This is a genomic window from Paracoccus aerius (assembly GCF_014656455.1).
Classification (GTDB): Bacteria; Pseudomonadota; Alphaproteobacteria; order Rhodobacterales; family Rhodobacteraceae; genus Paracoccus; species Paracoccus aerius.
The window spans coordinates 47594-60048 of the sequence record NZ_BNCL01000012.1; the positions used below are offsets into that span (position 1 = coordinate 47594).

13 protein-coding genes are annotated in these 12455 nt (G+C 64.9%); 9 read left to right on the forward strand and 4 right to left on the reverse strand.

The genetic code is table 11. From position 1 onward, the window contains the following. Positions 1-15: 15 nt before the first annotated feature. The gene (locus IE224_RS14010; protein ID WP_191311202.1) at positions 16-909 is read right to left on the reverse strand and encodes a LysR family transcriptional regulator; all 894 of its coding nucleotides are present in this window, start codon (positions 907-909) and stop codon (positions 16-18) included. Positions 910-1078: 169 nt separating this feature from the next. Here IE224_RS14010 and IE224_RS14015 point away from each other — a divergent pair, with 169 nt between their 5' ends. After that, positions 1079-1969 (forward strand): DMT family transporter, encoded by an 891-nt coding sequence (locus IE224_RS14015; protein WP_202380140.1) that lies wholly within the window; start codon positions 1079-1081, stop codon positions 1967-1969. Positions 1970-1976: 7 nt separating this feature from the next. Here IE224_RS14015 and IE224_RS14020 read toward each other — a convergent pair whose 3' ends face one another. Beyond that, positions 1977-2468: a MarR family winged helix-turn-helix transcriptional regulator gene (locus tag IE224_RS14020; protein ID WP_308434865.1), complete on the reverse strand. Its 492-nt coding sequence runs from the start codon at positions 2466-2468 to the stop codon at positions 1977-1979. A gap of 45 nt (positions 2469-2513) precedes the next feature. On the opposite strand from IE224_RS14020, the gene hmgA reads away from it, so the two are divergent. From hmgA to maiA, 3 genes are all read left to right on the forward strand, one after another. Further along, the gene (gene hmgA / locus IE224_RS14025; RefSeq protein WP_191311206.1) at positions 2514-3845 is read left to right on the forward strand and encodes a homogentisate 1,2-dioxygenase; all 1332 of its coding nucleotides are present in this window, start codon (positions 2514-2516) and stop codon (positions 3843-3845) included. A gap of 75 nt (positions 3846-3920) precedes the next feature. Continuing rightward, entirely contained in the window at positions 3921-5126 is a 1206-nt protein-coding gene (gene fahA / locus IE224_RS14030; RefSeq protein ID WP_191311208.1) for a fumarylacetoacetase, read from the forward strand. Then, entirely contained in the window at positions 5123-5782 is a 660-nt protein-coding gene (gene maiA / locus IE224_RS14035) for a maleylacetoacetate isomerase (RefSeq protein WP_191311211.1), read from the forward strand. Before fahA ends, maiA begins: the two co-directional genes overlap by 4 nt. A 31-nt stretch (positions 5783-5813) precedes the next feature. On the opposite strand, the gene IE224_RS14040 is transcribed toward maiA, so the two are convergent. Beyond that, positions 5814-6767, reverse strand: coding sequence for a LysR family transcriptional regulator (locus tag IE224_RS14040; protein ID WP_191311213.1), 954 nt, complete (start codon positions 6765-6767; stop codon positions 5814-5816). Positions 6768-6872: 105 nt separating this feature from the next. On the opposite strand from IE224_RS14040, the gene IE224_RS14045 reads away from it, so the two are divergent. From IE224_RS14045 to IE224_RS14065, 5 genes are read left to right on the forward strand one after another with little or no spacing between them, the layout of a single operon-like run. Beyond that, positions 6873-8015 carry a CaiB/BaiF CoA transferase family protein gene (locus IE224_RS14045; RefSeq protein WP_191311215.1) on the forward strand — a complete coding sequence of 381 codons (1143 nt, stop codon included), beginning with the start codon at positions 6873-6875 and terminating at the stop codon, positions 8013-8015. Next, on the forward strand, positions 8015-8968 hold the full coding sequence (locus IE224_RS14050) for a hydroxymethylglutaryl-CoA lyase (RefSeq protein ID WP_191311216.1): 954 nt from the start codon (positions 8015-8017) through the stop codon (positions 8966-8968). Before IE224_RS14045 ends, IE224_RS14050 begins: the two co-directional genes overlap by 1 nt. A gap of 31 nt (positions 8969-8999) precedes the next feature. Beyond that, positions 9000-9992, forward strand: coding sequence for a TRAP transporter substrate-binding protein DctP (gene dctP, locus IE224_RS14055; protein WP_191311218.1), 993 nt, complete (start codon positions 9000-9002; stop codon positions 9990-9992). Further along, positions 9989-10525, forward strand: a complete 537-nt coding sequence (locus IE224_RS14060) for a TRAP transporter small permease (protein ID WP_191311220.1) — start codon at positions 9989-9991, stop codon at positions 10523-10525. Before dctP ends, IE224_RS14060 begins: the two co-directional genes overlap by 4 nt. Beyond that, a complete protein-coding gene (locus tag IE224_RS14065; protein ID WP_191311222.1) occupies positions 10522-11808 on the forward strand; it encodes a TRAP transporter large permease in 1287 nt (428 codons plus the stop codon). The genes IE224_RS14060 and IE224_RS14065 overlap by 4 nt, the downstream gene beginning before the upstream one ends. A gap of 70 nt (positions 11809-11878) precedes the next feature. On the opposite strand, the gene IE224_RS14070 is transcribed toward IE224_RS14065, so the two are convergent. Next, on the reverse strand, positions 11879-12364 hold the full coding sequence (locus tag IE224_RS14070; RefSeq protein ID WP_229849393.1) for an Lrp/AsnC family transcriptional regulator: 486 nt from the start codon (positions 12362-12364) through the stop codon (positions 11879-11881). Positions 12365-12455: the final 91 nt, after the last annotated feature.

Consider the following 12455-nt stretch of genomic DNA (forward strand, 5'->3'; position numbering starts at 1 on the left):
CAATCAAGCCTTGCGTCAGACCGCCAGCGTCAGACCGCCCTGGCGCGAGATCTCGGCCTCGATCCCCTTGACCATGCTGTCGAGCGCGGGATTGCGCGCCTTGCGGGCACGGCGAATGACATAGGCCAGGGGCGGCGGATCGGGCAGGCGGTCGCGGATGACCTCCATCTCGGGGCGCAGGTGGCGGCGGTTCAGCAAGGCGACGCCCAACCCGGCGGACACGGCGGCGGCGATGCCCGCGGCGCTTGAACATTCGAAGACGATGTCCAGGCTGGCGCCGCCGTCCTGCCCGATGTCGACCGCCCAGCGGCGATAGAAGCACTGTTCGTCGAAGGACAGGAACGGGATCGCGCCGCCTTCGGGCGGCAGCGGCAGCGCCGGGGATTTGACCCAGTGCAGGCTTTCGCGAAACAGCACGATGTCGGTCGGCCGCACCTCATGGGCGAAGACCTGCAGAATCGCGGCGTCAAGTTCCTGGCGGTCCAGCATGGCGCGCAGCACAAGGCTCATCCGGACCTTGGTGCGGACGCTGACCTGCGGGTGCAGCCGGCGGAAGCGGCCAAGAATGCGCGAAAGGTCGCTGCAACTGGTGTCCTCGGTCAGGCCCAGCATGATGCGCCCGGCCAGCGTCGTCCGGGTCAGGCTGGTCAGCGCCTCGTCATGCAGATCCAGGATGCGATCCGCATAGTCTAGCAGATCCTGCCCGGCAGGCGTGAAAAGCGGCGCTCCGGGCCTGCGCGACAGAAGATCGCAGGCCAGGCTGGTTTCCAGCCGCTTGATCTTGTGGCTGACCGCCGATTGCGTCAGCCCAAGCGCCTGCGCCGCCCGTGTGATCCCGCCATGCTGGCGGATCGCCCGCAAGGCGCGCAGCGCGTCGATCTCGAGCCGGGCGATCATCTGGTCGGACATGAGCGGCCTCTGATTGTTGCAAGTCTAGTATGACAGATCACTGCCAAAATGCACACTGATATGACGGGGCTTAATGGCTTGTCATGTCCGTATCGGGATTTGTCATGTCTCGGGCGGGCAGTTCGAAGGTTATGGTCCTGAAGACCGCCCCCGAACGGACAAGCACACCATGACCACTGTCGCCGCCCCCGCTGCCGACCGGCACCCCCTTCTGTGGCCCATCATGGCCGGGCTGCTGATCCTGGGATGGAGTTCGGGCTATGTCGGAATCCGCTATGCCAACCAGGAAGCCGGGATCGTCCTGCTGCTGTTCTGGCGGACGCTGCTGTCGGGACTGATCCTGATGCCCTTTGCCCTGGCCTTCGGGCCGCGGCTGGAATGGCGGGCCGTCCTGTCGCAGATGGGTTTCGGCGTCATGGCGGTGTTTCTTTACCTGGGTGGCTTTGCCCTGGCGATCGGGCGGGGGGTGCCGACCGGCCTTGTGGCGCTGATGGCCGATCTTCTGCCCCTGGCCATTGCCGCCCTGTCTCAGCCGGTGCTGGGCGAAAGGCTGAGCCCGCGTCAATGGCTGGGCACCGCCGTCGCCGTCACAGGGGTGCTGATCGTGTCGCTGGACAGCCTGGCCTTTGGGGCCGCCCCGGTCTGGGCCTATGGGCTGACGGCGGGCTCGATGCTGGTCTTTGCCTTGGCATCGGTCCTGCTGAAGGGCCGCAGGTCGCTAGACATGCCGGTTCATCAGGCGCTGTGCATCCATTCGCTGACCGGCGCGGCCTTGTTCGGGATCTGCGCCCTGGCGACAGGCGACAGCCTGGCCCCGCCCCTGACCCGCGACTTCGCCATCGGCATCGCCTGGCTTGTGCTGCTGGGGACCTTCCTGGCCTATTCCGTCTACTACACCAGCCTGCGCCTGTTTTCCGCAGCCCGCGTCAGCGCCGCGATCTATCTGTGTCCGCCCGTCACGATGGTCTGGGACTGGGCGCTGTTCGACGAGCCGCTGACCGCGCTGATCTTCGCGGGCCTTGCGGTGACGATGCTGGGCGTCTGGCTGACATCAAGGTGATCGCCAGTCACTCGGCGTGCTGCGCCAGACGCAGCAGCGCGCGGCGGAAGGCCGGACCGTCCTCGCCCAGTTCGGCAAGAAGCTCGGCCTGATAGGCCCGCGCGATCCGGCCCAGCCTTTCCATCAGGGCGTGACCCTGCGGGGTCAGTTGCAGCGCCACAAGCCGCTGGTCGCGGTCGTGGCCGGACTTGAGGACATGGCCCGCTTCCTCCAGCCGGCTTGCCGCCCGGCTGACGATCGACTTGTCCAGGTTCACGCGCCGGTTGATGTCGCGGATACTGACCGTGCCCGACCGTGAAAGATGCGCCAGGACCCGCCATTCGGGGATCGTCAGCCCCGCTTCGGCCGCATAGCGTTCGGCGAAGCGGCGGCTGACATGGGCGGCCGCGACCGACAGGCGGTAGGGCAGGAAATCGTCGAGTTCGAAGCTCATCGTGATCCGGAAGAAATGGCTGAAGCCGGCAAGCCCCAGCAGATCATCATTGACACCGTTGCGCAAGCAACGATAATTCGTTGCATCAGCAATGAGTCTTGAGGGATGGCCATGACCCGATCCGCTGCAACCCGCGCCACGGCAGGCTATATGCCGGGCTTCGGAAACGACTTCGAGACCGAGGCGCTGCCGGATGCCCTGCCCCAGGGCCAGAACAGCCCGCAGAAATGCAACTATGGCCTTTACGCGGAACAGTTGTCGGGCACCGCCTTCACCGCGCCGCGCGGCCAGAACGAGCGGACCTGGTGCTATCGCATCCGTCCATCGGTCCATCACACGGGACGCTTTGCGCCCATCGATGTTCCTTATTGGAAGACGGCGCCGCATATCAACGACGGCATCACCAGCCTGGGCCAGTATCGCTGGGATCCGATCCCGGTGCCGGATCAGGATCTGACCTGGATCACCGGGATGCGCACCATCACCACGGCGGGCGATGTGAACATCCAGGTCGGCATGGCTTCTCATGTCTACCTGGTCACGCGGTCGATGCAGGACGAATACTTCTTTTCCGCCGACAGCGAGCTGCTGGTCGTGCCCCAGGAAGGCCGGCTGCGGTTCTGCACCGAACTGGGCGTCATCGACCTTGAGCCTAAGGAAATCGCGATCATTCCGCGCGGCCTCGTATACCGCGTCGAGGTTCTGGAGGGGCCGTGCCGCGGTTTCGTCTGCGAGAATTACGGCCAGAAGTTCGATCTGCCCCATCGTGGCCCGATCGGTGCCAATTGCCTGGCGAACCCGCGCGACTTCAAATGCCCGGTCGCGGCCTTCGAGGATCGCGAAACACGGTCGCGCGTGGTGATCAAGTGGTGCGGCCAGTTCCACGAAACCTGGATCGGTCATTCGCCCCTGGACGTGGTGGCCTGGCATGGCAATTACTGCCCCTACAAATACGACCTGCGGACCTATTCTCCGGTGGGCGCGATCCTGTTCGACCATCCCGACCCATCGATCTTCACAGTGCTGACCGCGCCCTCGGGGCAGGAGGGGACGGCCAATATCGACTTCGTGCTGTTCCGCGAACGCTGGATGGTGGCCGAGCATTCCTTCCGCCCGCCCTGGTATCACAAGAACATCATGTCCGAGTTGATGGGCAACATCTATGGCGTCTATGACGCCAAGCCCCAGGGCTTCGCGCCGGGGGGCATCAGCCTGCACAATTGCATGTTGCCCCACGGTCCCGACCGCGACGCCTTCGAGGGCGCCAGCAATGCCGACCTGAAGCCGCAGAAGCTGGAGGACACCATGTCCTTCATGTTCGAAACGCGCTTTCCCCAGCACCTGACGGAATTCGCCGCCAAGGAGGCGCCGATGCAGCAGGAATACATAGAAGTCTGGCAACGCCTGGAAAAGAAGTTCGACGGCACGCCCGGCGTGAAGTGAGGATCCCGAAGACGAGGGGTTTCACACCCCCTGACCCCTGTGGGATATTTTTTCCAAGATGAAAGGAGGCCGGGAATGGCCTTGATCCGGTCCTGGCTGGACAGCGCGAACGATGCCGGCTGCCCGTTTCCCCTGAACAACCTGCCCTATGGCGTCTTTTCCGTGGCAGGGGACATGCCGCGCTGCGGGGCGGCCATTGGCGACATGATCGTGGATCTGGCGGAATGCGAGACCAGGGGCCTGCTGGATGCGGGCGGCACCTTCGCCCGACCGCAGTTGAACGACTTCATGGCGCTTGGGCGTGCCCGATGGGACAAGGTGCGCGCGCGCCTGACCGATCTGCTGGCCGAGGGCAGTGCGGGGGACGTGCCGCTGGTGCCAATGGCGGATGCCACGCGGCACCTGCCGATCCAGGTTACGGAATACACCGATTTCTATGCGTCACGGAACCATGCCTTCAACGTGGGCGTGCTGTTCCGGGGGCCGGAAAACGCCCTGCCCCCGCAATGGACGCATATGCCCATCGGCTATAACGGGCGGGCGTCGTCGGTTGTCGTCTCGGGCACGCCGGTCCGCCGGCCGATGGGTCAGGTGAAGGGTGAGAGCGGCCCGGAATGGGTTCCCTGCCGCAGGCTGGATCTGGAACTGGAGCTGGGGGCCATCGTGGGCCAGCCAAGCCAGATGGGCAGCCGCGTCAGCGTCGATGGGGCCGAGGACATGATCTTCGGCTATGTCCTGCTGAACGACTGGTCGGCCCGCGACATCCAGGCTTGGGAGTATCAGCCGCTGGGTCCATTTCAGTCCAAGGCCTTCGCCACCACCATCAGCCCCTGGATCGTCACCCAGGCCGCATTGGAGCCGTTTCGCTGCAAGGGGGCAGAGCGGGCAAACCCTTTGCTGCCCCATCTTCAGGAAAGCCGTCCCGGCCTTTATGACCTGGCGGTCGGCTGGTCCATGAACGGACAGGTGATGTGCCGGACGAATTACAACGTCATGTATTATTCATCCGCGCAGCAACTGGCCCATCACAGCAGTTCCGGCTGCCCAATGCGGGTTGGCGACCTCTTGGGGTCGGGCACGATCAGCGGCCCTTCGCCGGATCAGGTGGGCGCGCTGCTGGAGATGACGGAAGGTGGCAAGACGCCCATCACGGTCGCCGGTCGGGCCCGCATCTTCATCGAGGACGGCGACGAAGTCACGCTGTTCGCAACTGCCCAGGGCGACGGCTACCAGATCGGCTTTGGTCCCTGCACCGGCACCGTGCTGCCCGCGCAGCCGTGAAGGTAGTTTTGCACGATTACTGGCGTTCCTCGGCATCCTATCGGGTGCGGATTGCCTTGGCACTGAAAGGGGTCGCCTATCACCGGGCGCCGGTCGACCTGATGGCGGACGCGCAGCGCAGTCCCGACCATCTGACCATGAACCCACAGGGCCTGGTTCCTGTCCTGCAGATCGACGGTCTGGTTCTGACGCAATCCCTGGCGATCATCGAATACCTAGACGAGACGCGGCCTGGCCCCCGACTGCTGCCCTTGGACCCGGCCGGGCGGGCGCGGATCCGCGCCTTGTCGCAAACCGTCGCAAGCGAGATCCACCCGATCTCAAATCTCCGCGTGCTGAAGCGGGTCGAGGCGCTTGGCGGGTCCATGGCGCGGGAAAGGTGGAACACCGACAACATCCGCAGCGGCCTTGCGTCCTTCGAGGCGTTGCTGGCCAAGGGGGCGACCGGCTGCTTCTGCCACGGCGAGGGGCCCACCATGGCTGACTGCGTGCTGATCCCGCAGCTTTACAATGCCAGCCGCTGGGGCGTGGACTATAGCCACCTGCCCCGCATTGTGGCCGTGGCACGGAATTGCGCTACGTTACCGGCCTTTGCTGCCGCGCACCCCGATTGCTTCGATCCGGACAAGCTTCCTGCAACTGATCCTGAACATTGATCCCCTTCGGCGCCCGCCGCCCGATCCATCGTCATCGAGCCTGTCCCCCTGATCCCGTCAGGCTTTCACCCGGCCATCGACCGTCGGCGACAGCCTCATCCAGGACGGCAAGAACAAGCTTGCTCATCTCGTCATCCGCCCGTCGCCTTGGCTGGTTTGCCATCGTGACAAGATACAGGGTGCGGTTCAATTCGGGATGGATGATCTTGCGGGCGTGAAGGCCACCCTTCGCAAGATCATCGGCCACCGTCGCGCGGGCAAGGATGGAACAGCCCAAGCCCGCGCGCATCGCCTGGATCAGCGCGCTGAGCGATTCGATTTCAAGCTGGGGGTGCGGGATGATCTGGCGGCGCAGGAACTGGCTGTGCACGATCGAGCGCGAGGATCGGACCAGGTTCAGCGCCAGCACTTTCCCTTGTGGCAGGTCATCGAAGGAGATCGGGGCATCCTGGGCACCGATCATCTGCGGAAGCCCCACCAGATAGAGATGTTCGTTCAGGATCGGCAGGGTGTGGAACCGGCTGTCGTCAGGCGGCTGATAGGCGACGGCCAGGTCGATCTCGCCCCGCAGCATCATCGCCAGCAGGTTGCCGCTGACACTTTCGACGATGCTCAGGTGCAGGCCGGGCAGTTGCTCGGCCACGCGCTGCATGATCCCCAGGGCGGCCACCTCGGTCGCCGTGTGGCACAAGCCCAGCACAAAGGGGCCGGAAACCTGTTCCGTGAAGTCGCGAACGTCCGTCTCGGCACGTTCCAGGGCGCCGAGGATGGCTTGGGCATGTTCAAACAGCCGCTCGCCCGCGGGCGTCAGCGTCACGCCGCGCGGGCGACGGTCGAACAGGCGCACGCCCAGTTGCGATTCAAGCTCGGACATATGATGGCTCAGCGCAGACTGCGCGACGCCCAGCTCCTCGGCCGCGTGGCCCATCACGCCGATCCGGGCAATCTCGGCGAAATAGCGAAGCTGGCGCAGGTTCAACGGCATCCGGTCAGCCTTCTGTTTATCTGAAACCGCATATCTGAATCTTCTATTTGTGCGAAGCCCCGGCGCTTGGCAACGTCCGAGGCCAGAGGAACGGGAGGATAACCGATGCATCTGCCCCTGGACGGCATCCGCGTCGTCGAGATGAGCCACATGGTCATGGGACCGTCCTGCGGGATGTTCCTGGCCTTCCTGGGCGCCGAAGTCATCAAGATCGAACCGCCCGAGGGTGACAAGACTCGCAACCTGACCGGCATGGGCGCGGGTTTCTTCCCCACCTTCAACCGGGGCAAGAAATCGGTGGTGCTGGACATCAAGATGCCCGAGGGCCGCGCTGACCTGGAGCGCCTGCTGGCCACGGCCGACGTCTTCGTCGAGAACTTCCGCACCGAAAGCTTGGCGAAGATGGGTCTGGATCCCGAAAGCCTGCGCAAGCGCTTTCCCCGGCTGATCGTGGCGTCCTGCAAGGGCTTCCTGGAAGGACCATACGAAAACCGCGCCGCCATGGACGAACTGGTGCAGATGATGACCGGCATGGCCTATATGACCGGGCCGACCGGCCGTCCGCTACGGATCGGATCCTCGGCCAACGACATCATGGGGGGGTTGTTCGCAGCCTACGGCGTCTTGGCGCAGATCATCGCGCGGGAACAGGACGGCAAGGGCAGCATCGTGCGCGCGGGCCTGTTCGAAAATTGCCTGCTGCTGGTCGCGCAGCACATGGTGCAGTTCGACATCGAGGGCACGGAAAGCCCGCCGATGCCGGAACGCATCTTCTCGTGGCCTGTTTATGACCTCTTCCAGACCCGCGATGGCCGCCAGATTTTCCTGGGCGCCGTGACCAAGACGCAATGGACGGCGCTGTGCCGGGTGCTGGGGCTGGAGGCAATGCTCTTGGATCCGCGGCTTCAGACCCGCCCCGACCAGATCGCCGCGCGAAGCTGGACCCTGCCCATGGTCGCCGAGGCCGTCGCCACGCGCGACTATGCCGACCTGCTGGCCGCCTGCGAGGCCGCGGCCCTGCTGTGTTCGCCGATCGCGCGCCCGGCCGAGATGTATGACGATCCGCATGTGACCCGCCCCGGCGGCCTGATCCATTCGCGCTATGCCGACAAGAAGGACTTCCGCGCGCCGGGCCTGCCCTTCTCGGTCGATGGGGAGGCGCCGAGGCCGGTTGACGCGGACCTGCCGTCGGTCGGGCAACACACGTCCGAGATCCTGTCCGCCCTGCCGCAGATGGAGCGCGCGTGATGGCGGGCGATGCGGAACGCGTCTATCCGGCCGACCGGGTGATCCTGCGCGAGGTGGGCCTTCGCGACGGGCTGCAACTGACGCAAAGCTTCCCTTCGACCGAAGCCAAGGCGGATTGGATCCGGCGCGAACATGCCGCCGGCGTGCGCCACTTCGAGGTCGGGTCGTTCCTGCCCTCCAGCCGTTTTCCGCAATTCGCGGACGTGCGCGAACTGACCGATCTGGTCAACAGCCTGGGCGCGCATTCGCTGGGGCTGGCGCTGAACGGGCGGGGTGCTCGGGACGCGTTGGAGGCGGGCGTGACGGAACTGACCGTAGTGCTGTCCGCCACGGAAGCCCATAACATGGCCAATGCCCGCCGCCCGCGCGAGCAATCGCTGTCCGAAATCGCCGCAACAGTCCGTCTGCGCGATGAGATCCGATCCCCTGCCCTGATCAACGTGGGCATCGCGATGGCGACCGGCTGTTCGCTGGCGGGTCCTGTCGATCCCGCCGAAGTCGAACGCTTGGCCGAGGCCTGCCTGAGGGCGGGCGTCGATCTGGTCGGCATCGCGGATACCGTGGGCTATGGCGGGCCGCGCCAGATCGCGGAGCTTTGCCGCCGCATGACGGCGCTGATGGGCGACCGGCCTTATGTCGTTCACCTGCATGATACGCGGGGTCTGGGTCTGGCCAATGCCTTGGCGGCCTATGACGCGGGGGCGCGTGTCTTCGACGCCTCGCTTGCAGGACTGGGGGGCTGCCCCTTTGCGCCAGGCGCCACCGGCAATGTCGTTTTCGAGGACTTGGTCTACCTGTTCGAGACGGCGGGGATCAGCACCGGCATCGACCTGGAGGAGGTTATCGCCATCCGCGAGATCCTGTCGCGTGAGATGCCTGATGAGACGCTGCACGGCACCTTGGCGCAGGCCGGGCTGCCCAAGGGAATGACTTGGCAGGCCCACGCGGCCTGACAGGACAACAACACGGGGAGGAGGAACCCACATGAACGCACGCACGATCCTTGCCGGCACGGCCTTGGTCGCCCTGACCGCGATCCCGGCTCTGGCGGAAACGCCCATCCGCTGCAGCCACCAGCTGCCGCCCCAGCACGAGGTGGCGCAGGTCATCGAACGCTGGGCTGCCGAGGTCGAGACGCTGTCGAACGGCGAACTGGACGTCCAGCTTTTCGGAGCCAACGCCCTTGCAAAGCCCGAGGAGAACATCCCCTCGGTCGCGAAGGGCAGCTTCGAATGCGCCTTCTCGGTCAACTTCCAGTGGGGCAAGACCATGCCCGCCATGAACGTGACCCTGCGCCCCTATGCCTTCAGCGATCCCGAGATCTGGCGCAAATGGCCCGATTCCGAACCCGCCGCCTATCTGGAAGGGCTGATGGAGGAAAAGCGGCTGAAGAACATCGCCTGGCTGTTCCAGACCCGGATGAGCGTCTTCACCTCGAACGGCAAGTCGCTGATCGCGCCCGCTGATTTCCAAGGGATCAAGATCCGCGGGCTGAACCCGGCTTTCGATACCAGCCTGACCGCCATGGGGGCCGCGACCAGCTCGATGCCGGGGTCCGAGGTCTACCAGGCGCTTTCCACCGGCGTCATCGACGCGGCCATCACCGATGTGGCCGCCGCCTATTCCCGCAAGTACTACGAGGTTCAGGACCACATGACGGTATCGCCCGTCATCTCGGTCTTTTTCAACGGCTACATGAACCAGGCCTTCTATGACGGACTGTCGGATACGCAAAAGGCAGCCCTGGACGAGGCCGGCAGGAAGGCTGCTGTCTGGGCGGTCGAAGACGGACTGGCCGCCGAACAGGCAGCGCCCGCCCAACTGGAAGCCGAGGGCGTGACGCTGCATGTTGCAACAGACGCGGAAAACGAGGCGATGCGCGCCGTGATGCAGCCCGCCTTCGACCACGCCTTCACCGAAGAGGGTGGCGAGGACGTCGCCGAACTGCTGCAGCTGGTCGATGGAATGGTGCAATGACGATGGCCCGTCCGTCCGGGGACCACAAGGTTGCGGCGGGCCGGCACGGTTCGGCCTGGACCCTTCTGGCCTGGCCGATCCATGCGCTTGCGGCCGTTTCGGCAGCGCTTGTGGCGGTGGGCTTTGCCGCCGTGGTGGTGGCGGTCTTCTATCGCTATCTCCTGGGCGCTCCGCTGAACGGGGTGGACGAATTGACCGGCTATCTGGTCGTCGCGATCGCCTCTTGCGGGCTGGGCAGCGCGCTTCTGCTGGACCAGCATATCGGCGTCGACATCCTGACCGCCTCGACCGGACCGCGGGCCCGCCGCGGGCTTGAAATCTGGGCCGCGCTCTGCGTGCTGGGATGCGCCGCGATCCTGACCTGGTCGGCCTGGCATACCGTCATGTTCAACCGCGACTTCGGCACCTATTCCACCGGCCCCCTCGAGGTCCCGGTCTGGTGGGTGCAGGCGCCGATGGTTCCGGGTGCCATCGTTCTGGGCCTTTCCGCACTGCTGCGCCTGCTGCGCGCCATGAAGGGGGACGAGACATGACGGGAATCCTGATCGTCATCGGGCTGATCGCGCTGCTTCTGTCGGGCATCCCGATCTTCGCGGCGCTTCTGCTGACCGGCTCGGCGGTGCTGTTCTTCTTCGAAGGCTCGGTCGAAAGCGTGGCGGACACGGTCTTCGCGCATCTCAATTCACCCGTGCTGCTGACGATCCCGCTGTTCATCCTGATGGCGCAGCTGATGATCCGGTCGGGCGCGGTGGACGACCTGTTCGGGATGGCCAACACGCTGATCGGCCACGTCAAGGGCGGCATCGGCGTCGCGACCATCCTCAGCTGCACGATCTTCGCAGCCATCTCGGGCTCGTCGGTCGCCACGGCCGTGTCCATCGGCCAGACGGCAATCCCGCAGATGAAGCGCTATGGCTTCCCCGAGCGCAGCGCATTGGGCCTGGTGGCGGCCGGCGGGACGCTGGGCATCCTGATCCCGCCATCCGGCCCGATGATCCTTTACGCGGTCGTCGCCAATGCCTCGATCGGCGCCCTGTTCCTGGCGGGCATCATTCCGGGCCTGCTGCTGGCCCTGGTCTTCGCGGTGTTCTGCCTGATCAGCGCGCGTGGCTCCAGCGACATCGATCGTGCGCCCTTTCCCGGCTGGCGGGCGGTGCTTGCGGCGATGAACAAGTCGATCTGGGCGCTGCTGATGCCGCCCGTGGTCATGGGAGGCATCTACTTCGGCATCTTCACCGCAACCGAAGCCGCGGCCGTCGGCTGCCTTTATGCGCTGCTGGTCGGTGCCCTGGTGTATCGCAACCTGGGACCACGCGTCCTGACGGCCTGCCTTAAAGACACGGTCCTGACTTCGCTGATGGCCTTTGCCATCATCGCGGGTGCCGCCGTCTTCGGAAATGCAATCACCATCATCCGTTTGCCGAACCAGGTATCCGAACTGATCGTGGCGATGAACCTGACGCCGCTGGTCTTCATGCTGGTCGTCATGGCGATGATCTTCGTGATGGGCATGTTCCTGGAAAGCATCGCGATCATCCTGATCACCACGCCGATCCTTTTGCCGGCACTGATCGCGCTCGACATCGACCTGATCTGGTATGGCGTCCTGCTGATGATCAACCTGGAACTGGCCATGATCACGCCGCCCGTCGGCATGAACCTGTTCGTCATCAAGGGGATTACCGGCAGCCCCCTGTCGACCGTCATCCGGGGCGCAGCGCCCTTCGTGCTGCTGATGATCGGCGGGATGCTGGCCATCCTGGCCCTTCCCGATCTGGCCACATGGTTGCCGCGCCTTGCCGGATACAAGTTCTGATGGCGCCGGCAGGGGCAACCGAAAGAGTGCTAGGCGTCAAGGGTGGACCGACCACCCGTTGACGCGGTCTTCAGGATGGATCTGGCGTCGCGACCAGACCGGGCGCCACGCCCTTTTCGTCCTTCAGCGTCTTCAGCACGATCTCGGACCGCACCTGCGACACCTGGGGATGGGGCAGCAGGTGGCGGTGGACGAAGTCGGCAAAGGCTTCCAGATCGCGCACGCGCACATCAAGGATGTAATCCGCATCGCCCGACACCGAGAAGGCCGAGCGTATCTGCGGATGCGTCGCGACGAAGCGCGCGAATTCGTCTTCCTTCTGCTGGCCATGGCTGGACAGGTTGACGCGGATGATCGCGCGCATTCCGTAGCCCAGCTTGGCCGCGCCAAGCCGCGCCGAATAGCCCTCGATCACGCCCGCCTCCTCAAGCGCCGCTCGTCTGCGCGAGCATTGGGACGGTGACAGCTTCACGACTTCGGCCAGGGCGGCATTGGTCATCGCGCCGTCCCGCTGCAAGGCCGTCAGAATGGCGATATCGAATCCATCCAGCTTCATCCGTCGCATCCTTTTCCATTTTCATGCACGTTCCGTGCATATATCGCCGTTCTGCGCGATACTTCGCAACCCTCATGCACAAAACCCGTGT